Annotated in this window: 19 protein-coding genes; 7 read left to right on the top strand and 12 right to left on the bottom strand. The window is 59.6% G+C overall.

Annotated elements, in window-relative coordinates; translation table 11 throughout:
- Positions 1 to 154: 154 nt before the first annotated feature.
- Positions 155 to 403, bottom strand: a complete 249-nt coding sequence (locus LOC68_RS08765; RefSeq protein WP_230217794.1) for a hypothetical protein — start codon at positions 401 to 403, stop codon at positions 155 to 157.
- 139 nt (positions 404 to 542) lie between these two features.
- Here LOC68_RS08765 and LOC68_RS08760 point away from each other — a divergent pair, with 139 nt between their 5' ends.
- A complete protein-coding gene (locus LOC68_RS08760; protein ID WP_230217792.1) occupies positions 543 to 827 on the top strand; it encodes a hypothetical protein in 285 nt (94 codons plus the stop codon).
- A gap of 5 nt (positions 828 to 832) precedes the next feature.
- On the opposite strand, the gene LOC68_RS08755 is transcribed toward LOC68_RS08760, so the two are convergent.
- The gene (locus tag LOC68_RS08755; RefSeq protein WP_230217790.1) at positions 833 to 1,660 is read right to left on the bottom strand and encodes a hypothetical protein; all 828 of its coding nucleotides are present in this window, start codon (positions 1,658 to 1,660) and stop codon (positions 833 to 835) included.
- A gap of 353 nt (positions 1,661 to 2,013) precedes the next feature.
- Between LOC68_RS08755 and LOC68_RS08750 the strand changes: the two genes are divergently transcribed.
- The 3 genes from LOC68_RS08750 to LOC68_RS08740 all read left to right on the top strand — a co-directional run bounded on the left by LOC68_RS08750 (position 2,014) and on the right by LOC68_RS08740 (position 5,604).
- A complete protein-coding gene (locus tag LOC68_RS08750; RefSeq protein ID WP_230217788.1) occupies positions 2,014 to 3,183 on the top strand; it encodes a hypothetical protein in 1,170 nt (389 codons plus the stop codon).
- 71 nt (positions 3,184 to 3,254) lie between these two features.
- Positions 3,255 to 4,388 carry a hypothetical protein gene (locus LOC68_RS08745; protein WP_230217787.1) on the top strand — a complete coding sequence of 378 codons (1,134 nt, stop codon included), beginning with the start codon at positions 3,255 to 3,257 and terminating at the stop codon, positions 4,386 to 4,388.
- Between the two features lie 58 nt (positions 4,389 to 4,446).
- The gene (locus LOC68_RS08740) at positions 4,447 to 5,604 is read left to right on the top strand and encodes a hypothetical protein (RefSeq protein ID WP_230217785.1); all 1,158 of its coding nucleotides are present in this window, start codon (positions 4,447 to 4,449) and stop codon (positions 5,602 to 5,604) included.
- Between the two features lie 134 nt (positions 5,605 to 5,738).
- Here the strand turns inward: LOC68_RS08740 and odhB are convergent, their stop codons facing one another.
- Complete coding sequence (gene odhB, locus LOC68_RS08735) at positions 5,739 to 6,980, bottom strand: 2-oxoglutarate dehydrogenase complex dihydrolipoyllysine-residue succinyltransferase (RefSeq protein ID WP_230217783.1); 1,242 nt, start codon at positions 6,978 to 6,980, stop codon at positions 5,739 to 5,741.
- A 62-nt stretch (positions 6,981 to 7,042) separates the two neighbouring features.
- A complete protein-coding gene (locus LOC68_RS08730; protein WP_255671101.1) occupies positions 7,043 to 9,895 on the bottom strand; it encodes a 2-oxoglutarate dehydrogenase E1 component in 2,853 nt (950 codons plus the stop codon).
- Between the two features lie 1,521 nt (positions 9,896 to 11,416).
- On the opposite strand from LOC68_RS08730, the gene LOC68_RS08725 reads away from it, so the two are divergent.
- Positions 11,417 to 11,875, top strand: coding sequence for a hypothetical protein (locus LOC68_RS08725; protein ID WP_230217779.1), 459 nt, complete (start codon positions 11,417 to 11,419; stop codon positions 11,873 to 11,875).
- A gap of 9 nt (positions 11,876 to 11,884) precedes the next feature.
- Here the strand turns inward: LOC68_RS08725 and LOC68_RS08720 are convergent, their stop codons facing one another.
- Positions 11,885 to 12,832, bottom strand: a complete 948-nt coding sequence (locus LOC68_RS08720; protein WP_230217777.1) for an NAD(P)-dependent alcohol dehydrogenase — start codon at positions 12,830 to 12,832, stop codon at positions 11,885 to 11,887.
- Between the two features lie 100 nt (positions 12,833 to 12,932).
- Positions 12,933 to 13,163, bottom strand: a complete 231-nt coding sequence (locus tag LOC68_RS08715; RefSeq protein ID WP_230217775.1) for a hypothetical protein — start codon at positions 13,161 to 13,163, stop codon at positions 12,933 to 12,935.
- Positions 13,164 to 13,454: 291 nt separating this feature from the next.
- On the opposite strand from LOC68_RS08715, the gene LOC68_RS08710 reads away from it, so the two are divergent.
- Together LOC68_RS08710 and LOC68_RS08705 are read left to right on the top strand one after the other, a co-directional pair.
- Positions 13,455 to 13,736, top strand: a complete 282-nt coding sequence (locus tag LOC68_RS08710) for a hypothetical protein (protein ID WP_230217773.1) — start codon at positions 13,455 to 13,457, stop codon at positions 13,734 to 13,736.
- A 194-nt stretch (positions 13,737 to 13,930) separates the two neighbouring features.
- Positions 13,931 to 14,728 carry a TrmH family RNA methyltransferase gene (locus LOC68_RS08705; protein WP_230217771.1) on the top strand — a complete coding sequence of 266 codons (798 nt, stop codon included), beginning with the start codon at positions 13,931 to 13,933 and terminating at the stop codon, positions 14,726 to 14,728.
- A 132-nt stretch (positions 14,729 to 14,860) separates the two neighbouring features.
- On the opposite strand, the gene LOC68_RS08700 is transcribed toward LOC68_RS08705, so the two are convergent.
- The 6 genes from LOC68_RS08700 to LOC68_RS08675 all read right to left on the bottom strand — a co-directional run bounded on the left by LOC68_RS08700 (position 14,861) and on the right by LOC68_RS08675 (position 23,650).
- Complete coding sequence (locus LOC68_RS08700) at positions 14,861 to 16,012, bottom strand: FG-GAP repeat domain-containing protein (RefSeq protein WP_230217770.1); 1,152 nt, start codon at positions 16,010 to 16,012, stop codon at positions 14,861 to 14,863.
- 87 nt (positions 16,013 to 16,099) lie between these two features.
- Complete coding sequence (locus LOC68_RS08695; RefSeq protein ID WP_230217768.1) at positions 16,100 to 16,885, bottom strand: biotin--[acetyl-CoA-carboxylase] ligase; 786 nt, start codon at positions 16,883 to 16,885, stop codon at positions 16,100 to 16,102.
- Between the two features lie 3 nt (positions 16,886 to 16,888).
- On the bottom strand, positions 16,889 to 20,332 hold the full coding sequence (locus LOC68_RS08690; protein ID WP_230217766.1) for a pyruvate carboxylase: 3,444 nt from the start codon (positions 20,330 to 20,332) through the stop codon (positions 16,889 to 16,891).
- A gap of 105 nt (positions 20,333 to 20,437) precedes the next feature.
- On the bottom strand, positions 20,438 to 20,842 hold the full coding sequence (locus tag LOC68_RS08685) for a hypothetical protein (RefSeq protein WP_230217764.1): 405 nt from the start codon (positions 20,840 to 20,842) through the stop codon (positions 20,438 to 20,440).
- A gap of 332 nt (positions 20,843 to 21,174) precedes the next feature.
- The gene (locus LOC68_RS08680; protein ID WP_230217762.1) at positions 21,175 to 22,407 is read right to left on the bottom strand and encodes a M16 family metallopeptidase; all 1,233 of its coding nucleotides are present in this window, start codon (positions 22,405 to 22,407) and stop codon (positions 21,175 to 21,177) included.
- Complete coding sequence (locus tag LOC68_RS08675) at positions 22,391 to 23,650, bottom strand: M16 family metallopeptidase (RefSeq protein ID WP_230217760.1); 1,260 nt, start codon at positions 23,648 to 23,650, stop codon at positions 22,391 to 22,393. Before LOC68_RS08675 ends, LOC68_RS08680 begins: the two co-directional genes overlap by 17 nt.
- Positions 23,651 to 23,690: the final 40 nt, after the last annotated feature.

Below are 23,690 nucleotides of genomic sequence, written 5' to 3'. Positions count from 1 at the left end.
GAGGCCGACAAGTGGTCAAAATTCCTGCCGATTCATGGACTTTGGCGAAAAAGAGAGACTTGAACGCATAACGCCGCCCCGGATGGTTCCGGCGGCGGCGGTTCGTTCTTACGGCGGATCGTCGCTGGGGGCGCTGAGATCGAGCTGCCTAGAATCAATGCCCAAACGCGGTTCCACCACCCCCAAAGGCGCTCGGCGGGCTAAAGGCGCCCGGCTGGTAGCCGTAGGCGGGATTCGGCCCACGGTAGAACGTGCTGTTCGTCATGTAGTTCCGCGGCCCGTTGTACAGGTAGAAGTTGTAGTAGTCGGGTCCGCTGTAGCCGCTGGTCGAACTGTAGGTCATGCCGCCGCCCGGTTGGTAGTAGCGAAAACCGCCGTAGGTGTTCGGAGCGGAATAGTTCATTCTGCCGCCATACGTCGGGTAGCCAGGCCGGCTAATGACGCTCGGCGCGCGGAATCCACCGGCTCCGAAGCTTGGTCCGCCAAAGGAGCGGCTGGAGGCGAAGGGACTTTGGGCGTGAGCGAGCGTTCCGAAAACCAAGATGGCGACCAACGCCGAAGAAAGCTGCTTTACCATCGGGCAGACTCCTCTGTTCGGTAACACCGTACCTGATGGGGAGCGAACCGCGCCGATTCGCTCTACCCTGCCCCAGCAAATTTCAAGGTACTCCTCTGCCACAGCCAAGGCAATGATCCTTCTCGCCAGAGTGCAGGAAGTCGGCATTACGGCCTTGCTTGTCGGTCGTTCAATTCGGTCGTCCAACCGGACCGTCGATTTGACGAACTCCTACGTTGTCGAAACCATCGCCGAAAAAAAACTTGCCTAAGGTAATCAAGGGGCAAGCCAGGTCGGTCCAGTAAAACCAAGACGTGGGATTTCATATTGTCCGACAGGGACCACGCGTCGAAATACATACAGGACCGTTCTCGTTCGATCGCTATATGCAAACTTCTCCCCGGTCGGCTCCCATTCCCCTTCGCGAATGAACGGGGTCTGCAGGGCCGCCTTTTCCGCCAAGGCAAAATACGCATAACCGGGTTTTGTGACTTTGACTACGATCGCCCCCTTCCCATCGCCAGCGACGCGTGCAAAGCGCTTGAGCGAAAAGTCTTGGGGCACGTCGATCCAAACGTACTTTCGATCGGACAACGCTTTGCCGCCGTTGGCGAGCGTCTGAAATTTTTCAGCTCCGGAGATGATTTCAACTTCCGCAGCAGCGAATTCAGGCTGAAACGCTTTGGACGATTTCAACTGTTCAATTTCTTCCAGAGCGGCGCGGGCCTCTTCCACCTTGCCGTCGCGCACCATTTCTTTGATGACGCGTTCGTAGGCGTTTTCCAGCCCGGCAATCGCACGCTGCAGCGCACTCACGTAGCGATCGGTCGAGACCGTCGTAGGAAGGGCGCCAGTCTCCTTGAACGCAGCCGTTTCTTTCGTCACGACGTCGACGAGCTCTAGATCGCCGCGGAGCACCGCCGTTTCCTTTTTCGATTGCAGTTGATCTTGGAGAGACTTCTTTGCATTCGCGGTATCCGAGAGACACTTTTCCCATGCGGCCTGAATCGCGGGATCCTTGATCTTCGGCTCTTGAGCCCAGGCCGGACTCACGGCGATGAGAAGGGAAAGGATCGCGGCAAATGCAAAGAGTTGAGCTGGCATTACTAGGGGCTTTCCAAGCCTGGCCGACGGGACTACCAAGAAGCGAAGACGAAGTTCGGCATGCGGAACTGAGTACCGGGGTCCGTTATATTCCGAGAAATCCCCTCTAGCAAGCGAAGCGTCGCTTCGTCGCCCAGGGGAATCGTCCCTCACCACCCCCCCTTGGTTAATGGGCACTTTGCCAATTCGCTAAAAACCCTTCCCGATTTCATTACGGCAAATCTCGATCAGTTTGCCGATTGCGTAATCCGTCGTCGAGATAAAATAACGTCGAAGCCAGCGGCAAGCGTTCGCTCGAAACTTTCGACCGCCCGCGGATGCAACACGTTGGCGCTCCACTACGAGTCTCTACGATGAGCGCACTCTCGATCCTTGCGAAAGATCTCATGCCATGGGACCCCAACTTTTGGATCGTGAGCGGCGCCATCGTCCTCGGATTTGTGATCCTCGCCATCGTCACGACCATCGCGAAGAGTCGAGAGGACCGAAAGCGGGCGACGGCCAATAGCGAGCATTACGCCGAGCGCGGCATTCGCTTTGAAGTCTCGGCGGAGATCGAAGAGGTCTTTCACGACGCCGATCTGTTTACGAACCGCAACGTCCGCATCGGGCAACTATCGCGGGAAAAGTACGGAAACGTCACAGCTGACGTTTATGAACTGACGTATCAAACCTACGATTCCGGCGACAATGAGTCGACCGTGACTCAGTTCGGCCAAACCGACGGAAACGAGTCCGTTTCGCGGCAGATTTCGCAAACGGTCGTCGCGCTGCCGATTGGACCGCACGACGGTCTCCGCTTTGGCGTCACACGTGTGGGCGGTTGGAATGGCAAATGCGCAAAACCATTTGGCCTGTTCCGTTCCCTCCGAATCGCCCAAAACGCAACGCCTGAAGAGGAGGCTGCGTCTACTTGGTTCAATCAGCATTTCGGCGTAAGGCTGTTCAAAGCCACGACCCGAACGCAGGTCGAACAGACGCTTGATTTAACCGTGCTCTCTTGGTTAATGGCGCACAAGCATCTGGAATTCGAATTCGCCGATAACCATCTGCTGGTCTGGATTCCTGGGACGGTCGTAGCTACCGCGGCGCGCGAAGCGTTGGCCCAGGAAGCTATCGAGCTGATGCGCACCTTGCGACAGAAAAGAGAGCGAGTCCCTCCGCTCATCTTCGTCGATAAGCCGATCGTCCAGACTCCTCCAAGCCTGATGGTGAACATTTTCGTATCGGCATTCGGCGCGACGCCAATTGTGAGTATCGTGTTGATCGCGAGCTTTTTAAGCGCCTTCGCATTTGGCGCGCTCGAGCAAGTCCCGCTGGAGACGACAATCGTCATCCTCGTCGCTGCCAGCGTGATCTGGTTGGGATCGGGATATTTCCTACTGAAACTAATCACGCGGTCGTCGCGAACACGCGCGGAGATGAATCTCCATGACCCAGCCGCCGTCGGCAGTTCGCTCGCGACAAGTCGATCCGCCGCTGCGGAAGAAGCAGCGACTCGCCGGCGGATGAGGAAACCGTAAGCAGCGGCGATAGCGATTACGCGTCGCTAGGCTGGAGCCGCTACAAGTAAAGGCCATTTCGGATTACCACCATGTACGCCACCTTGATTTTCGCAGCCGGATTCGGCGGGTTGGACCGTTACTTTTGGATGGTCATCGGCGCGGTAGTCCTGACGTCGATCGTTATCGCGATCGTATCGGCGATTTGGACAGCGCGATCGAACCGGCGACGACTGGAAGAAAACCGAAAACACTACGCGGAACGGGGAGTTCCTTTTCAAGCGGAAGCCGCAATCGGCGACGTCTTTCACGACGCAAGTCTCTTTCAAAATCACCGCGTGCAAATAACGCAACTTTCTCGCGCCACGTACGACGGCGTCGAAGCGGAGGTTTACGAACTTTCCTACGAGTCGACGACCAGCAATGGCGACGGAGGAACCGAGACGAGGACCATCTTGCAAACGGTCGCTTCTCTTCCGATCGGACCGCATGACGGACTTCGCTTCACCGTCGCTCCGCTACATGGTTGGTCGGGCAAGCTCGCCAGGCTGCTTGGCTTGACGGGAAAGATCGACAGCCGGAGACACGCAACCGCCTACGATCGCGAGTCGGTCGACTGGTTCAACCAGGCCTACGCCGTCTCGCAGATCGATTCCGCCAACCAGACGCGAATCGAACAGCTATTAGACGTTTCGTTGCTGAATTGGCTAAAAACTCGCAAGCATCTCGCTTTCGAATTGGCTGAAAGCCGCCTGCTCGTTTGGATACCGGAGACGGTCGCCAATCCAGCGGCGCGCGAGTCGCTCGCCAATGACGCCGTCGCGTTAATGCGAAAACTAGCAGCGCACAAATCGAGCGATTCGCCGGCCATCGTCGTCCAAGCGCCGACGATGTCAAACGCGCACAACCTGGTTATCTATCTGGCGATCTCCGGCTTCGGATCGTGGGGCGTCGCTGTCGTTTTCTCGGTATGCGGCTTTTTGATCATTGGTCTATCAGGACTGATCGAGCAAGCGCCCGGGCCGATAATGTTCGGGCTGATGGCCGCGACAATGCTCGTCTGGGGCGGGTCAGCCGTCTTCATCTTTAAATGGCTGATGCGGCGATCGCACTCGGTCGCGGGCATGAACTTGCATGACCCGGCGGCGGTCGGCCGAGCAACGGACGCCGCCGAGTTGTCGGCTGCGGCGGAAGAGGCGGCGCGGCGGCGGATGAGGAAGATGTAGTTAGCGGCGTCAGAAATCTCGCCCAGCAACGAATGCAACACCACTGCAGGTCTCTCCCATGAGCACGTTGTTGATTTTCTCGGACGTTTTCGATCTATGGGGAGGAGGTCATTGGGCCCAAATTGCAGCGGCCGTCATCGCGACCGTGCTGTTCGCCGTCATCAGCTTCATCGTGACGCAGTGGGCCGATCGCAAGCGGTTAACGGATTCCATCGTGCATTTCTCCGAACGTGGAACTCCCACGAAAGTCGAAGCGTCCCTGGAGGACGTCTTTCACGACGCTCGTCTGTTTAACTATCGCGAAGTCAGCATCGGGCAACTTTCCCGCGAACAGCACGGAGGGGTGGACGTTGACGTTTATGAGCTCACCTACGAGACGCACGGCGTCCCCAAGTTTGAATTCTCCAACAGAGATCCGGACGGCCCCAGTCGCCCCCCTGACAATCGAAAGATTTCGCAAACGGTCGTCTCCATTCCGATCGGCCCCCACGATGACCTCCGCTTTTTCGTCATGCATGCTGACGCCTGGCCTGGTTCGCGGTTTGGACATTCGCAACCCATTGGCAGCGCAACATCGGCGACGCCCGAGGAGCAGGAGTTGCTGAATTGGTTCAACCAGAACTTTGCAGTAACCCCGCTCCACCCTGCCAACCACCGGCAGTTTGAACGGATGCTTGATTCGCCGACGCTGCAATGGCTGAAAGAGCATCACCGCGTGGAATTTGAATTCGCAGATAGCCACCTGTTGGTCTGGATCCCTGCGGTGGTCTTTTTTTTCGAGGACCGAGCGACGTTGATCCACGACGCCATCGCCCTGCGAGACAAACTGCTGGCGCACAAGTCGACGGAATCGCCGGCGATCTGCCTTCCGTATTCCCCTGGCGTTAATCCCCAAATCGTGCTTGGTTATCTAGCGCTGTCAGGCCTTGCAGCGTGCGCGATCGCAGTCCCCTTCCTGGGCTTCTGTTTCTTGATCGCCACCTTATCAGGCTTCCTGGAGCAAGCGCCAACGCCGACAAAGATCGGAATTGCGATCGCTACGTTGATCGTCTGGATCGGATTGAGCCTCTTCCTGTTAAAATCGCCGCTGCATCGCTCGCAACGCCAGTCCGAAATCGACCTACATGACCCCGCTGCTGTTGGCGGTTCTGCACCGGCGCAGGAAATGTCGGCCGCGGCGGAAGAGGCGGCGCGGCGGCGGATGAGGAAGCTGTAGCGGCCGTCGATTGTTATCCGGACGCATTCCCTTGCTTGCGCTGCGGGCTAGTGTCGGAGGTGTGCGCATAAAAAAACGGCAGCGAAAGCTTGGCCTCGCTGCCGTTTGGAGTTTCGCGGTTTGCAGCCGGAGGCCTACGCTTCCAGCAGCATGCGGGCCGGTTCTTCGATCGCGTCGCAGATCCGCTTCAGGAAGAGAACCGCTTCGCGACCGTCGACCATGCAGTGATCGTAGGTCAGCGCCAAGTACATCATCGGGCGGATGACGACTTCGCCGTTGCGAGCGACCGGGCGTTCTTCGATCGAGTGCATGCCGAGCACGCCGCTTTGGGGCGGGTTGACGATCGGGGTCGACAGCAGCGAGCCGTAGACGCCGCCGTTGGAGATCGTGAAGGTGCCGCCCGACAGTTCGGCCGCGCTCAAACGGTTTTCGTTGGCGCGAGCGGCGAAGTCGGCGATCGCCAGTTCGATCTCGGCGAAACGCATCCGTTCGGCGTTACGCAGAACCGGCACGACCAGGCCCTTCTTGCTGCCGATCGCGACGCCGATGTGATAGAAGTCGCGGTAGACGATCTTGTCGCCGTCGCGGATTTCGGCGTTCAGGGCCGGCTGCTGCTTCAGCGCGTCGATCGTCGCTTTGACGAAAAACGACATGAAGCCGAGCTTGACGCCCCATTGATTCAGGAACCATTCGCCGTACTTCTTTCGCAGCGCCATGACGTTCGACATGTCGACCTGGTTGACGGTCGTCAGCAGCGCGGCGTTCTGTTGGGCGCCCTTGAGCGTTTCGGCGATGCGGCGGCGGATCAGCGGCATCGGCACGATCTTTTCGCCCGCTTGCGGAGCGACGTTCGATTCGACGCGCGGCGCAACTTCCTGCGTCTTGACCGGAGCCGGGACCGGCGCGGGGGCCGGCTTCTTCGGTTCGGGACGGGTATGTTCGTACTTGGCGTTTTCCGATTCGCCGTTGGTGCTCGGCGCCGATTTGGCGGCGGTCGACGACGAAGAGATGATCGTCGGACGAGCGCCGCGCGGCGACGGAGCAGGCGCCGGGGTCGGTTCCGGAGTCGGAGCGGGCTTTTCGACTTCGGCGGCGGCCGGTTTCGCGGCCGGAGCGGCGGCGGGGGCTTCGGCCGCGGCGCCATCGTCCAGAATGCCGATCACTTCGCCGACGGTAACCAGGTCCCCTTCGCGCTTGAAGATTTCACGCAACACGCCCTGGGTCGGAGCGGGCATTTCCATCGAAGCTTTGTCGGTCTCGAGCTCGACCAGGAACTCGTCCTCCTTGACCGCGTCCCCTTCTTTCTTCAGCCAGCGGCCGATTTGAACCTCTTGGATCGACTCGCCCGGGTCGGGCACTTTGAGTTCAATGCTCATTGGTTTCTTTAAAAATTCTGGTTGGCTAATTGGTGAGTGTACAAGTTGAATCGACAGCGCGGTTAGTCGGCGAAAGCTCGCTCGAGCAGGTCCGCTTGTTCCCAAAGGTGAGCGCTCTTCGAGCCGGTCGCCGGGCTCGCCGAACGAGGACGTCCCACGACGTGCAGTTCGTGGTCGCCGATGCGGTGACCAGAGAAACGCGTCGCCCAGTGCGGCCAGGCGCCCATGTTGATCGGCTCTTCCTGAACCCAGGTAACGCGGCAATCGCTCGGGTACTCTTCCAGAGCTTCGACCACTTCGCCGCTGCGGAGCGGATGGAGCTTTTCGATCCGGACGATCGCGATGTCGTCGATCCCATGCTCGTGGCGATAGGCGTCGAGTTCGTAGTAGAGCTTGCCGGAGCAGAGCATGATGCGGCGGACGTTCTTCGGATCGACCGTAACGTCGGGTAGAATGTTTTGGAATTCGCCGTCGGCCAATTCCTCGAGCGTCGACACCGCCGATGGATGACGCAGCAGGCTCTTTGGAGTGAAAATCACCAGCGGCTTACGCCACTTTCGCAACGTCTGACGACGGAGCAAGTGGAAGTACTGAGCCGGCGTAGACGGGAAGGCGACCTGGATATTGTCCTCGGCGCCGATCGCCAGGAAGCGTTCCAAGCGGCCGCTGGAGTGTTCTGGGCCCTGCCCTTCGTAGCCGTGCGGCAGCAGCATGATGATGCCGCTGAGGCGGTTCCACTTGTCTTCGGCGCCGGAGATGAACTCGTCGACGATCACCTGGGCGCAGTTGCCGAAGTCGCCGAACTGCGCTTCCCACGCGACGAGCGCTTCGGGGAAGTCCAAGCTATAGCCGTAGTCAAAGCCGAGCACGCCGACTTCGCTCAACGGGCTGTTTACCATTTCGACCGGCGCTTGATCGGGCGACAGCTTCGAGAAGATGCTGTGCGTCTTGCCGGTGACGACGTCATGCAGCACGCCGTGGCGCTGACTGAACGTACCGCGCTGAGCGTCCTGACCGGACAGACGAACGCGACGACCGGCCATCGACAAGCTGGCGAAGGCCAACGCTTCGGCCGAAGCCCAGTCGAGCGGACGTTTTCCGTCGGCCATATCGCGACGCGCTTCCATCTGACGGGTCAACTTGCGATGCAAGTGGAAGCCCTTCGGGATCTCGGTCAGCTTGTGCAGAATCTTCGAGAGCTTCGTGATCGGCACGCCGGTGTCGGGATCGTCCAGGCCAATCGCCGGCTGCGGACCGCCGAAGTACCCTTCCCAAGCGTTCTGCGGCTTGCGGTCTTCGACTACCAGGTCCTTACCGATTTCGTATTCGGTCTGGAGGAAGTCGTGGTGGCGGGTGAGCATCTCATCCGCTTCCTGCACTTCAAACTGCCCCAGTTCGACCAGGTTGTCGAGGAACCGATCGCGAATCGAGCGGTGATGTTCGATCGCCTGATAGAGCAGCGGCTGGGTGAAGCTCGGTTCGTCCGTTTCGTTGTGACCGAAGCGGCGGAAGCAGTACATGTCGATCACGACGTCGCGCTGATGCGCGCGGCGGAATTCGAGCGCCAGCGAAACGACCTGCGACACGGCGGCCGGGTTTTCGCCGTTGACGTGGAAAATCGGCGACTGCAGCATGCGAGCGACGTCGGTCGCGTAAATGGTCGAACGCGAGTCGTGCGGCTGCGTAGTGAAGCCAAGCTGGTTGTTGACGATCACGTGCAGCGTACCGCCGGTGCGATAACCGGTCAGCTGGCTGAGGTTCAACGTTTCCTGCACGACCCCTTCGCCGGCGAACGCCGCATCGCCGTGAATCAGCACGACGGCGCCAAGTTGGCGTTCGGTATCGCCGCGGCGATCCTGCTTGGCCCGCATACGGCCCATCGCGACCGGATCGACGTATTCGAGGTGGCTCGGGTTGAAGCAGAGGGAGACGTGAACCTTCTGGCCCGACGAGGCGACGTAATCGCCGCTGGCGCCCATGTGGTACTTCACGTCGCCGCCGCCGATGTGACGTTGCGGATCGGCGTCTTCAAACTGCGAGAAGATTTCGCGGGGAGGCTGACGGATCACGTTGGCCAGCACGCTCAAGCGACCGCGGTGAGGCATCGCCAGAACCAACTCGCGCACCCCTTGCTCGGCGAAACCATGGATCGCCAGGTCGAGCAGCGGAATCAGCGTTTCCGAACCTTCCAGCGAGAAGGTCTTGGCGCCGAGGTACTTTTTGCGGACGAACTCTTCGAAGACCATCGCTTCGGTCAGACGCTGCAAGATGCGCCGCTGCGTGTCGCGATCGAGCGAGGTGTTGCGATCGTCCCCTTCGACCTGTTCGATCAGCCAGCGACGAACGACGTGGTCGTCGATGTGCTGCAGCTGAATGCCGACGTCGCCGCAGTAGACCCGCTGCATACGTTCAAACAGTTCGCGGACGGTCGTCAAAACGATCTCGCCGTCGCGGTCGACGTAGACCGAGCGATCGAGGTCGCTATCCTTGATGTCGAACTGATCGGGCGACAGCGGAGCCGCCGGCGTGGTGGTCAGGCCGAGCGGATCGAGCCGCGAGTGCAAGTGACCGTACGCGCGAAAAGCGGTGATCATTCGGTCGACGCTATGTTGCAACAGAGCGTCGGCGCTCCCCGCCTTCTCCCCCTTGATTGCGACGTAGCCGCCGTTAGCGACATGTCCGCCGTTGACTTCGACCGCTGCGCCGGTCGGATTGAACATGCTGGAGGTCGTGATCGGCGGAGCGAGGCTGGCGTAACCGTCCGGTTCGCCGTTGGCCTTCGGCAGTTGCCCGAAGAATTCGCGCCAGTCATCCGGAACGCTGTTGGGATCCTCCCGGTAGGCGTCTAGCAGCTCGGCTGCATAGGCCATGTTTTGAACATCAATGTCAAGACGTTTCGAAAGTGGTGTGCGCATTGGTCGGGTCGTTCCCGTGTAGTGGTGGAGCCTTAAAGGAAGGTGCGCGACGAATTCGTAGGAAACTCAGGTCGTGAGAACCTTTGGTTCTTAGGTATGTCGGTTATTTTCGGTTACTCAGTCTCTCGGGGAAAAGCAGTTGACGGAGTCGGAGTACCGGAACCGGGGCGATGATGCGGCGTGACTCGGAAATGGCGCAAACATGAGCTACTGTAGCCCTACGACAATCTCTCTTTGCATTTCTGGTCGAGGCGACCCTTTCAAGCCGAAACGCCTGAAGCCGACTAGCCAGGACGCCGCGACGCACATGAACAAGCGTTCACAGGGCTGTCGGGAGTCAACCGGTTAATTGGGAGGCGCCGCCAACGCCGATGGCGGCGACCAAAGCGGTCCACCATAGTGCGCGTGCGCAGTCTGAAAGATGAAATATAAACGGACTGGCCGTCAGCCAACAAGACAACATAAATTCAAGAACACGGGCCCGCATGATCGCCTCCGGTTCGTTTTCCCTGCCATTGGACCTCCCTGCACTCCGAATTCTTCGGCATCAAGGCAATCGCAGGCCGTTTCGCCGCGACGCTGATGGGACCCGTTACGCACGCCTATGATTTTGCGACTTTTTGTCTTTTTCTAAACCGGGGCGAGATCTGCCAGTGCAGAGCGAACCGAGTCCTCCGCCATTACGACGATCCCCAGAGAAATAACGGCGTGAATCCGGCGCACAAATCGCCAATTCCCGGCCGATATCGTTTGACGCCTGGGCGTCGGTCGAGCGAACCCAACAGCACCGCGGCGGGTGCGTCGGCTCTCTATCGCTTGGCCGCTGGAGTCCGCCATGCGGCAGATGACGTCTGGGCCGCGAACAAGCTAGTCGTCCCGTAAGGCCCTCGGATCACGCCGGCGGCGGCTCTCGAATGCGGCATCCCACAGACAACGCTACTGACCAAAAGATTGCCAGAGGGTCCTGCTGCCGAAGCGCGCAAATTCCTGCCCGATCCGGAGCGTCGAACGGGTCGCTTTGTCGCCAGTTGGACCGCGAGTCATTCTGGCAAACCTAAGCGGCGGCATCGCAACTAACGAGGGCGGGATTTCTTCCCAGCGATCAGCCGTCCTACTACTGCCAGTTTCGCCTTGAAGCGTGCCAATCGGCCAAAACCTCCTGCGCCGCGACGGTGACCAACCATTGACCGCAATCTGAACAACTCTTAATCTCCCGCAGGAACGGTCGCCAATTTCGCGCAGCCCGATTCCGTCGCCAGCGAATTGGGGAGAAATCGCATGTCGCCTCCGACTTATGCCGTGCCCCCTCGCAAGTGGCTGCAAATGATTGCAGCGGCGCCGATTCCAGTTCGACGTCGGGCGTCATTTTCTTTCCCTTCCGTCGCAGCAAACGAACAATAAAAGTATGTGGCTTTCTTTCGTGGGAAAGCGAGCGCGGAACTTGGGCGTTTAGGCGGACCGGGGAGCCGGTCGCTCAAAGGACGCGCGTCAAACCGGTTCCGAGAGCGAGGATGTAGAACCATGGGAAAAGTAGAAACAAAGCCTGATCTTCATCAGGCGCTAGAAGATTTTGAAAATCTTCTTGAGACGCCGATCATCCCCGGTGAGCTGCCGGAATGGTGCCAGTCCGCCCAGTCAAATTGCGTCACCGTCCAAGAGTCGTTGCTGAAAAAACTGAAAGATCACGTCAGCATCTACAAACAGATCGAACTGGAAGATCCGTCGTTGGAATCGCATGTACTGACGATGCGTGCGGAAGACGAACGACTCCGTACCGAGTCGGAGCATTTTCTCAGCGAGTTCACACGAGCCGCCGCCACCGCCGAGATTGCCGAACCGAACGAAGGGCTGGTCGAACAATTGGCAGGCGAAATCGCCGATCGGGCGATTCAGTTTATCATCGCCATTCGTAAACAAGAGCACGCGGTGGCGACCTGGTACATCGAGGCGCTGGAACGAGATCGCGGCGACAAAGATTAACCGCCCTGACTAATCGGCCACTTGCAATACTATCTTTCCGACCGCGTGACCATCTTCGCTCTTGCGATGCGCGTCGGCCGCGCGGTCGAGCGGGAAGACCTCGTCGATAATCGTGCGTAGCTTTCCTTGCTCGGCGAGTCCGTAGATCGCTTGCAGATCCTTCTTTCGAGACGACGCCAAGACCATCCCGCAGCTGCGACGCTGGAGCTTTGAGAAGACGGAGTAAGCGACCGTCTCGACCGACGGTAAGGTGGTTGCGAACCGTCCATACCGATCGAGCACTCGGCAGCAATCGCGAAACGACGCTTTGCCGACCGCGTCAAAGATCACGTCGTACTTTTGCTTTTGCTGGGTGAAATCGACCTCGTGATAGTTAATCACTTCGTCCGCTCCCAACTCGCGGACGAGTCCTTCGTTCCTTCCGCTGCAGACGGCGGTCACCTTCGCATGATGAATCTTGGCGATCTGCGTCGCAAAGATACCGACCCCTCCCGAAGCGCCGTTGATCAAAACGTCGTCGCCGGGACGCAGCGAACAAAGGTCAAACAGCGCCTGCCAGGCGGTCGACGCCGCCAGCGGAATCGACGCCCCTTCAATCGGCGAGAGGTTTTCCGGCTTTCGCAAGACATGTTCGGCGTCGATCGCTACGAACTCGGCGTAACATCCACCCGGCGGAGAAGGAGCGTAACCGCAGACCTGCTCGCCGACGTTCCATTTGCCGCTCAACTCGGCGCCAACCGACTCGATCTCGCCGGCGACGTCAAAGCCGAGAATCGCGGGAAACTTTAGCGGAACGATCCACCGCACCATGCCGCTCCGCAGTTTCCAGTCGACCGGATTGACGCTGGCCGCTTTGACCCGGATCAATATCTGATGCGGGCCGACCTCAGGCCGCGGCATCTCCATCATCTGGAGTCGCGTCGCAGGTCCGTACGATTGAATCGCGATGCATTTCACGGCGGCATATCCTTCGATAAGACGAACGAGGAAGTCCTCTTTGCATCTTATGCTGCGACCGGGGGATTTTCTTTCCCCCAAATCTTCGATTGCCTTTTTTTTAACCAGCAATCAATTGGACGAACTGGAGCGACGGCTTTGTACGACGTCGCACAGGAGCTTCGACGGAGCCATATTGCAACGTACGATCCAACACCCGCATGCGCCGCTCGCCATCCATCTTGCGGAGCTCCGTTTCGAGTCCGCTCCACTTCATCCGGATCGCCTGACAGCGCGTTGCAATTTCTTTGGCGGACAAATGCGGCAAATCGTCACATAAGGCGTTCTTCATGATTTTGCTCCATCATTGAGGGATAGGAGTATCGCTTGAAAGGAAACGAACTCCGCATATTCAAGCGATGACGTTGTGATTGCAAGCGACGTGCCAGAGCGCTTCGCACCGCAACTTTGTCCAAATTTCTTGGCAGTTCGGGCAATCTACAAAGTCCTAGCAACCCGCAGACTGATCGTGGGGCATCCACAGCGGTTGGCGCGCATGCAACAATAAACTTCGCCGGTACGACTCAGACTCTGTAACCGGTAAGTATTTTCTATTTGCCCCATTCACAGGGAGGATTGTGGTATGAAGTCGGCAAGTTCGCTTCAAAAGGCTGTTCGAGTTTTCTGCGTTGTCGCTGCGACCGTCGCGCTGGTCGTTGCTCTCACCCTGCCCACGATGATGGTCAGCGCGTCGAGCGATTCGGACGTCGCCCTGTTCGGTCGTCATCGCGGCCATCGCCACTGCGGCCGTCGCTGCTATAGCAGCTGCGAAACCGGCGGTTGCTACACCGGCGGATGCACGACTGGCGGTTGCACCACCGGTGGTTGCTCGACCGGCGGATGCACCGTTGGCGGTTGCAACTAAGCTCGCGCCCAGCGCACGTCGCACAGCATGAACGCTTGGCGACCAAGATTTGCCGAGGACGGATTCAATAGGCGGAAGAGGGAGAACAGGGCTATACTTGTTCTCCCTCTTTTATTTCGAAGCTGGTTTCGCTGCGTCGCCGACCTCTGTTTGGGTCGTTGCCCAGTTACCCCAGTTTCGGCTGTAATGGGCGAATGAACGTCGAGCATCTAGAAACGTTAAACGATCCGCGGCTGGTCCCGTATTGCGGCCTGGCTGGCAAACGCGATCATCGCGATACCGGCCTGTTGATCGCCGAGAGCCGCTTTCTGGTCGAGCGTCTGCTCGCCAGTACGCTTGAGGTCGAGTCGATCCTGGTCGACGATCCAGCCAAGGTTCCTGACTTGCCGCCGGGGCGGGAAGCAACGCCGATCTACTGTCTGCCGCGGCAGCAGATTCAAGAACTGGTCGGCTTTAACTTTCACCGCGGCGTGATGGCGTGCGGGCGTCGACCTGATCTGACCGACCTGCGACAAGTCGACTGGCCCGATCAAGAGCGACTCACCCTGGCGGTCGCCGCTCAAGTCGTCGATCCAGAGAATCTCGGCAGTTTGATTCGCGCGAGCAGCGCCTTTGGCGCCGACGCTCTGCTGATCGACGATCGCTGCGGCGATCCCTTCTCCCGCCGCGCGTTACGCGTCTCGACAGGACACGCGTTCAAGATTCCGATCGTCGAAACGCCCCATCTGCTCGAGCAATTGCAGACCGCCAAGTCGCTCGGCTTTGAGCTGATCGCCACCGTGCTGGACGAATCGGCCACGCACCTAAAGAAAGAGGCGGTGCGCTGTTCACGCACCGCCTTGCTGTTTGGCAATGAAGGATTCGGGCTAGAGGCTGACGTGATCGCCCTGGCCGATCGGCGCGTGACGATCCCGATGGAGCGCGGCAGCGATTCGCTCAACGTGTCGATGGCTGCCGGCGTTTTCCTCTACCACTACTGCTACATGCTGTAGCGATTATTTCTCCCCTTGGTGCCATGCTCTTGCGGCGTCTTCGCCGGATGAGCATGTCTTTGCCCTGCTTACAACGCATTGAAGACATGCTCACTCGGCTATCGCCGCGAGAGCATGGCACCAAGTTGAAGACTATTTCTCGCGAACCTGCTCGAAAACGAAGACCCCTTGCTTGTTCGACGTGATGACGTCGAGCAAACCGTCGCCGTTCATGTCGGCCACTTCAAACTGGGTGCCGATGCCGCTGTTGTCGTCGAAGATGTGCGCAGTCCAGACCGCTTTGCCATCTTTGCGCGACAGTTCGTACCAGCACATGAGGGCCGGATCGTTGCCGCCGGGATCGCGACCGCCGTGCGCCCAGTGACGCTTGCCGGTGACGTAGTCGGGCAAACCGTCGCCGTTCATGTCGACCAGGTGGGACGAGTGGGTCTGCGAGAACGACTTGTCGATGATGTGCCGCTTGAAACCATCCGGCGTTTGTTCGTACCACCAGACGCCGTAGTCGTGGGCGCTGCTGCTGATCACGTCGTTGTCGCCGTCGCCATCGAAGTCGTAGACGTACATATGGCCGCACTTTTCGCCAAAGTCAGCCGGGTGGAACTTCCAAGGCGTTTGGCTTCGATCTTCCGGCGCTTCCCACCAACCGGCGGTGACCAGGATGTCGTTGCGGCCGTCGTTATTGACGTCGCCGGCGCCGATGCCGTGCGAGTATCGATCGGTGCCGGGGGCGTTCTCTTCCGAAACCGCGGTGATGATCCACGGAGCGTTCGGATCTTCGGCCGGCGCGGCGTAGCCGACCTTCTTGCCCGGATCAAACGCAAAGACCAGTTCCCGCTTGCCGTCGCCGGTGACGTCCCGCATGTCGGGGCTTTCGTTGTTGGTGATCGGCACCATCTCATGACGAACCCATGTCTTTTCTTCTTTGCCCGGGTTCTCGAACCACCAGGTCTGCTTGCCGGGGAAGTCGACCACCAGCACGTCGGTCCAGCCGTCGTGATTCACGTCTTCGGCGAAGTTGCAGAACGAATCGCTGTAGTTCTTCGGATCGTATTCATCCGCCTTTTCGCGAATCAGGTGCATCTTCCAATCGGGCGCTTCGTACCAGACGCTGCCGGCCGAAATGTCCATCAAGCCGTCGCGATTGAAGTCGCCGACGGCGCAACCTTCGCTACGGAATTTGGTTTCAACCTGAGTCTTCTTGAACTTCAGTTGCTCTTCGCCGTGAGCCAGCAGCGGCAGCGCGAGCAACAGAAGGGAACCTGCGGTGAGACAACGACGCAGCATCGTGTGGACCTTTCAGTCAAGGACGGGGGTGGAGGCGTGAGAAGTGAATTGAGGCGCATCTATTTTGCGCGAGATTATTTCGAAATTCTAGAACCGCGTCACCACACCGGCCAAGATTCGCCGAACTCCCCCCGGAGAATCGACGAGCAGAGCGCCGGAATTATCGATTCCACCGCAAATCCCGGCGATCGCCTGTTCGCCGGACTGAATTTCCACCTTACGACCGCTCAGGAGACAACGTCGCCGCCAGGCGTCCGCTAGCGGCGTCAGATCGCTTGCGCACAATTCGAAGTTCGCTTGCATCCGCTGCAAGATCGCGAGCAGCACATCGGGGAGAAAAAACTCGCTGCCGCTGATCTCGGTCAACGAAATCGCTCGATCGCGGACTTCGCTGGGCGCCCCTTCGAGCGAGTTATTCACGTTGACGCCGATCCCCAGATGAAGCAGCGGACGGGGCGACTCGGTCCGTTCGAGCAGAATGCCGCACAGCTTCCGACCGCGACTGTAGATGTCGTTCGGCCACTTCACGTAGATCGACTCGTCGGGGACGAGCGACTCCAGCGCTTCGGCCACCGCGACCGCCGTCATCAGCGACGCTTGCGGCCAACGCTCAAGCGGAATCGGCAAGGTCGCTTGATCAAAGACGGCGGTAAAGGTGAGCGCGCCATCAGTCGCATGCCACTGGTTCTCACCGCGACCACGACCGGCCGTTTGCCGCTCCGCGACGACGACGTACGGAATGCTCGCGGAGATCGCTTCGGCGTTCTCTTTGGTGAAGCGACTGGTCGAAGGCAATTCGTCCAGCGCTTCCACTCGAACGGCGCCGACGCTACGTCGGATCTCGTCGAGCGCCGCCTGCGGAAACGCATCCATCGTTTAGGCCAGTCTCACCAGCAAGTCGCCGGTTTGCACTTGGCTGCCCGGTTTGACCAGGACCTGTTCGACGGTCCCTTCGACTTCGCTGTAGATGGTTGATTCCATCTTCATCGCTTCGAGCGAGAGGAGCTTCTGCCCCTTGGCGACTTTCTCACCGGCTTCGACGGCGACCATCACCACCATGCCAGGCATCGCGGCGCCCACTTGCTTCGGATCGTCCGGATCGGCCTGAATCCGCTTCGGCGCGTCCGATTCCAAACTGCGGTCGACGATTTCGACTTCGCGCGGCTGACCGTTCAGCTCGAAGAAGGCGACGCGGACGCCGTCGACGTGCGGTTCGCCGATCGTCAGGAACTTCACGATCAGCGTCTTGCCGACTTCGATATCAACGGCGATTTCTTCGCCCGGCTCTTGGCCGTAGAAGAAGACCGGCGTCGGCAACGTGCTGACGTCGCCATACTTCTTCACATGCTTGGCGAAATCTTCGTAGACCTTCGGGTAAAGGAGGTACGAAACGACTTCGCGCCGCAGCGGTTCGCGGCCGAGCATCTTCTTGACGGTCGCCGTAGCGGCGTCAAAGTCAGCCGGCGAGAACTCGGCGCCGGGACGATCGGTCATGATCGGCTCGTCGCGCATGATCCGCTTCTGAACTTCCGGCGGGAAACCTCCCGGCGGTTGTCCCATCCGGCCGCCGATCAAGTCTTTGACCGAGGCCGGGAAAGCGAGTTCCCGCTTCGGATCGAGGACGTCGGCGGTCGTGATGTTGTTGGCGACCAGGAAGAGGGCCATGTCGCCGACCGCTTTCGAGGTGGGCGTTACTTTGACGATGTCGCCAAACAGTTGGTTGACGTCAGCGTAAACCTTGCAGACGTCGGCCCACTGGTCGGCCAGCCCCAAGGCGCGGGCCTGTTGGAATAAGTTGGTGTACTGACCGCCCGGCATTTCATGACGGTAGAGGTCGGCGTTGGCTGGCAGCACGACCGCTTCAAACGGCGTATAGAACTCGCGGACCGCGCGCCAGTATTCGGCGATGCCGTCGAGCGCGTCGGTATCGAGGTCGCCGTCCCGATCGGTGTTGCGGAGCGCTTCGACCATCGTGTTGAGGTTCGGCTGCGACGTGCCGCCCGACCAAGGCGCCATCGCGGCGTCGGCGATATCGAGCCCAACTTCGGCGCCCTTCAAGATCGAACCGGCCTGCGTACCGGCGGTATCATGCGTATGGAAGTGAATCGGCAGACCGATTTCTTCTTTGAGCGTTTTGACCAGCTTCTCGGTCGCGTACGGCTTGCAGAGACCGGCCATATCCTTGATCGCCAGGATATGGGCACCCATCTTTTCAAGCTGCTTGGCCAGGTCGACGTAGTACTTCAGCGAGTACTTGTCCCGTTTCGGATCGGAGATGTCGCCGGTGTAGCAAATCGACGCTTCGCAGATGGCGCGGGTCTTTTCGACCGCTTCCATCGCGATCTGCATGTTGGGCGCCCAGTTGAGCGCGTCGAACACGCGGAAAACGTCGATGCCGGCCTGCGCCGCTTCTTCGACGAACGCCGTCACGACGTTGTCCGGGTAGTTGGTATAGCCGACCGCATTCGAGGCGCGGAGCAACATCTGGAACAAGATGTTTGGCACCTTCTCGCGCATTTCGGTCAGACGACGCCACGGGTCCTCTTTGAGGAACCGCATGCTGGTGTCGAACGTCGCCCCGCCCCACATTTCGAGCGAGAAGAGTTGCGGGCAAAGACGCGAATACGCCTCGGCGATGTTCACCAGGTCGCGGGTGCGAACGCGGGTCGCGAGCAACGATTGATGCGCGTCGCGGAAGGTGGTGTCGGTGTAGAGGAGCGGCTGTTGCTCGCGAATCCATTGACCGAACTTCGCGGCGCCCAGCTCTTGGTATTTCTGACGCAGCCCGGCCGGCGCGTCTCCCTTGGTGCTGTACTGCGGCAGCGGCGCCGGCTCGCGGCGAGTCGCGACCGGACGACCTTTGACCAGTTCGTTCCCGTTGACGGCGACTTCGCCCAGGTAGGTGAGCAACTTGGTCGCGCGATCGCGGCGCACCGGCAAGTTGAACAGATCGGGCGTCTCGTCGATGAACCGCGTGGTGCAGTCGCCGGCGAGGAACGTCTTGTTCGACATCACGCGAATCAGGAACGGAATGTTCGTCTTCACGCCGCGAACGCGGAACTCTTGCAGGGCCCGCTCCATCCGTTTAACGGCGGCGGTGAACTTGCGACCGCGAGCGCTCACCTTCACCAGCATCGAGTCGTAGTAGGGATGCACGACAGCGCCGGAGAACGCACTACCGGCGTCCAAACGAATCCCCATCCCACTCGCCGAGCGATAATGGCTCACGCGACCATAGTCAGGCAAAAAGTTGTTGGCCGGGTCTTCGGTAGTGACGCGGCACTGCAGCGCGAAACCGACCGTTTGGATCTTGCTTTGATCGGCCAGGTCGATATCGGGATGGCTGAGCGGCTCTCCCTGCGCGACCAGGATCTGCGTTTTCACAACGTCGACGCCGGTCACTTCTTCGGTAACGGTATGTTCGACCTGGATACGCGGATTGACTTCGATGAAGTAGTACTGGTTCGTCGCCTTGTCGACCAGGAACTCGACCGTCCCGGCGTTCTGATAACCGACCTGCTTACCAATCTTGATCGCCGCGTCGCACAGCGCGGTGCGAACTTCGGGAAGCAGATTGGGCGCCGGCGCGATTTCGACCACCTTCTGGTGACGACGCTGCACCGAGCAGTCGCGCTCGAACAAGTGAATCAGGTTGCCGTGGGTATCCCCCATCAACTGCACTTCGATGTGGCGTGCCTGTTCGATGTACTTCTCGATGAAGATGTCGGGGCTGCCGAAGGCCGATTGCGATTCGCGGGTGGCCGACTCGAATGAAGTATCAAAGTCCTTCGCTTCGCGGACGACGCGCATCCCGCGACCGCCGCCCCCTTTGGCCGCTTTCAGAATGATCGGGAAGCCGAGCTTCTCGGCCAGCTTGCGTCCTTCAGCGGCGTCGGCGATCGCCTTCGGGCTGCCGCTCAGCACGGGGACGCCGGCTTGCTCAGCAATGGCGCGAGCCGCGGTCTTGTCGCCCAATCGTTCCAGGCAGTCGACGCTGGGACCGACGAAGATGATGCCGTTCTCTTGGCAGGCGCGGGCCAGTTCGGGATTTTCCGACATGAACCCGTAGCCGGGGTGGACCGCATCAATTTTGTGTTCGCGGCAGAGCCGGATCACGCTGTCGATGTCCAGGTAAGCGCGGACCGGCTCTCCCTGCGTTCCGATCTGGTACGCTTCATCCGCTTTGAAGCGATGGAGCGCAAAGCGGTCTTCGTACGAGTACATCGCGACCGTGCGAATGCCCAACTCGTGGGCGCTACGGCAGATGCGAATGGCGATTTCGCTACGATTCGCCACCAACAGTTTTTTGATGCTCTTCATGATGCGGAATACGGCGCTAAGAGGTAGGAAGTCGACAGTCGCGCAGCACAAAGCGGCCGCGAAAGAAACGGCCGCAGTATAGCAAAACTTCTCCAGCCGAGGGAGCTACGTCCCACGAGTTGCGGGCACAGCCGGAACCGGCTCAAGCATGGGGGGCTGATTCAAGAGGGGTTCGACCGAATCATACGGCATCTCTCGCATCGCCGGCTGACGGCAAGTGGGACAATCGTTGGTCGGAATCGCCTCGGTCGGAGGGGGCATAAACGGCAAATGCCACAGTCGCGGCAGATGGTCGATTTGACCGGGTACGTAAACTTCTCCGGTACTGACGCCGTACTGTGACGACTTAATCGTCGCTTGCGACCAATGGCTCCCCACCGCGTGATAGCCGTCCGACCACCCTTCGCCGACCCAGCGGCAAAACTTCGGCCAGCCCGCTTCCGCCGAGCCGACGGCTAAGGCAAGAAACGAAAACGCCAACAGCAGCGCAATACGGCGGGAAAGAACCATCGCGAAAGACTCCGTTACCACTCGCGCAAAAAGAAACAGCCTTCGTGCTAGCGATCTTTATCGCCGCGAACTGCGCGTGGAGACGAGAGAAAGAAGCCGGCGAGCGACGAAATGAGCGGCCGCCGTTCCAGGGAGACGGATCTTGTCGGTTTTATGGGGAGCGAGCCAGCAACCGCAAATACTAACCCGAGGCGCGAGCCGAGGGAGTTCGCGTGGCGCCTTATATGCGGGTCAGCGATACTTTGCAGCTCGAACCAATCATAGAAGCATTCGGCCGGTCCACGCACATTCCCTCGGCTCGCGCCTCGGGTTCGTGTTGCGCCGGTCGACTGTTAGTGGGCCAGTTCCGCCAGCGGGCCGATCGCCAGGGTGTTCGACTTGGAGAGGGGGTACTTCGCCAAGACGTTGTGGATGTCGTCCAGCGTCACCTTTTTGTAGGCGGCGACCGCCTCGGCGACGGTGTGGTACTTGCCGCGCTGGATCCAGCCGTTGCCGACCGAGAACAAGCGGCTGCTTGGGCGTTCGCTGCGGAGCACCGTGCTGGAGCAAACCTTGTTCTTCGCCTGGTCGAGTTCGGCCTGGGTCACCCCGCCCTTCTCGAGCTTGGCGATCTCTTCGTTCAAAATCGCCAGGTTGCTGGCCGCTTCTTCCGGGCTGCAGCAGAGGTAGTTCATGTAAACGCCGGCCGATTGGAACTCGTACGGATCGCTCGACGCGAACTCGGCCAAACCGGGATCAACCAGCGCCCAAAAGAGCCGGCTGCCAGTGTCGTCGCCAAAGATCGTCGTCAGCAACCGAGCCGCATAGCGGTCGTCATCTTCCGACGCTGGACAGGACGCCAATTGAATCAGGTATTCCTGTGCGGCGGTCTCTTTGCAGACGACTTCAAAGCCGGGGCAACCTTCCGGACGGGAGAGATCACGCGAGGTTTCAAAGCGTTCCCATTCGCCGCAGTGACGTTTCGCCTGCTCGACCAGCGCATCAAAGTCGACGCGTCCCGACGCCGCGAGCACAATGTTGTGCGGGCTGTAGCGACGCTGGAAGTAATGCATCATCTGGTCGGCGGTGAGAGCGCCAACCGTTTCGGCGGTGCCGAGGACGCTGTTCCCCAGCGGATGCTTGCCGAAGAACGAGGCCATGATCTTTTCGTGACCGCCGAAGGGAGGCTGGTCGTCGTATTTCATGATCTCTTCCAAGATCACCTGCTTTTCCGTTTCGAAATCGGAAACGCGCAGCGACGGCCGCATGATGTCGGCCAACAGGTCGATCACCCTCTCTTGCAGTTCGGGAAGCACGACCGCGTAGTAAACCGTCTGCTCTTCGCTGGTGTAGGCGTTGGCCTGCGAGCCCATCTCGTCGAGCTCGCGATTGACGTCGAATGCCGAACGGCGCGGCGTTCCCTTGAACACCATGTGTTCGAGAAAATGGCTTACGCCGGCGATTTCGGCCGTTTCGTCCCGCGATCCCGTTTTGACGAAAAACGCCGAAGCGAGCGAGTAAGCGTTCGGGTTAACCTCGGCGACGATCTCCAGACCGTTGTCGAGAACTTCATGGCGAAACTGCAACGGGAATCTCCAATTTCTCAGCGCCGACCGTGGTGTAACGGAAATCGCGCGGCGGGTTAGCTTCTAAATAGCGGTTGATCGCGTAGCAGGTGAGACCATCCAGAATCGAGGTCAACTCATCAAGGGTCCGCACGCGGCCGAGGTGACGCCAATCGCTGGCCAGCGACGACGCACGCGACGAACTTGATTCTTGCTGCATCACCAGCGAGCTTTTGATCCGAGCCTTCAAACGAGTCAGCTCGCTCTCTTCGATCCCTTCGCGAATCCGAACCAGTTCGCCGACCAAAACGTCCAGCGTCTCCTGGGCCCGCTCGGTGCTCGTGCCGGAGTAGCACAACACGCTTCCCCGATCGAGCAGGGTGTGCAGGGATGCGAAGACGGTATAGCAAAGGCCCCGATTCTCGCGGACTTCGGTGAAGAGCCGCGAACTCATCCCGTCGCTCAGCACGCCGACGGCGGCGCGGGCCAGGAAGTAGTCAGGGTGGTTGTACTGAAGGGACTCGAAGCCGACGCCGATATGGGTCTGGCTCGACTCAAACGGGATATGGCAGTAGACCCCTTCGGCCGGCGTTTCGATGATCGGCGGCTCTTTCGCTTCTTTCCAATCGCCAAACAGCCGCGCGACGTCGTCGCGGGTTTTATTCCAGTCGATGTTGCCGGCGATCGCCAGGATCGTGCCGTTAGGGCGATAGTGCGACTGGAAGTGGGCTTTGGTCGTAGCGGCGGTCAGCGCCGTCACGCTTCTCACATCGCCATACGAAGCGCGACCCCAAGGATCGGGATACATCTGCTTCCGCAGCTGAATCATCGCTTGCTGGTAGAGATCGTCTTCCAGCGCTCGCAGCTCTTGCAGACAGACCGCTTGCGACTCGTCGAACTCCTCTTCGGGCAGATGGGGCTTCTGCACCACATCGGCGTAGATCGCCAACGTTTTGGTCAGATTCTCGGCCAACACTGCGCCGCCAAAGCTGGTATGCGAAGTCGAGACTCCGGCGCCTCGATTGACCCCCAAATTGTCCAGGTCTTCGATAAACTGTCGGCTGTCGCGATCGCCGCAACCACGCTGCGCCCAATCGCACAGCAAGTTGCTGACTCCCAGCTCTGACTTTTTGTCAGTCGCACTGCCGGCCGGCGTCAGCAAAGCGAACGCGGCCGATTCGAGCCACGGCATCTGCTCAACCACCAGCGTCATGCCGTTGGCCAGGGTTTCGTTATGAATCGTGGACGAATCGCTAGAGGACATACGCATTCCGCGGGACAGGGAAAACAAGCCCCATATTAGA

Origin of the sequence: Blastopirellula sediminis (assembly GCF_020966755.1) — a bacterium.
GTDB classification, from domain to species: domain Bacteria; phylum Planctomycetota; class Planctomycetia; order Pirellulales; family Pirellulaceae; genus Blastopirellula; species Blastopirellula sediminis.
This window is presented reverse-complemented; position numbering and strand designations above follow the sequence as displayed.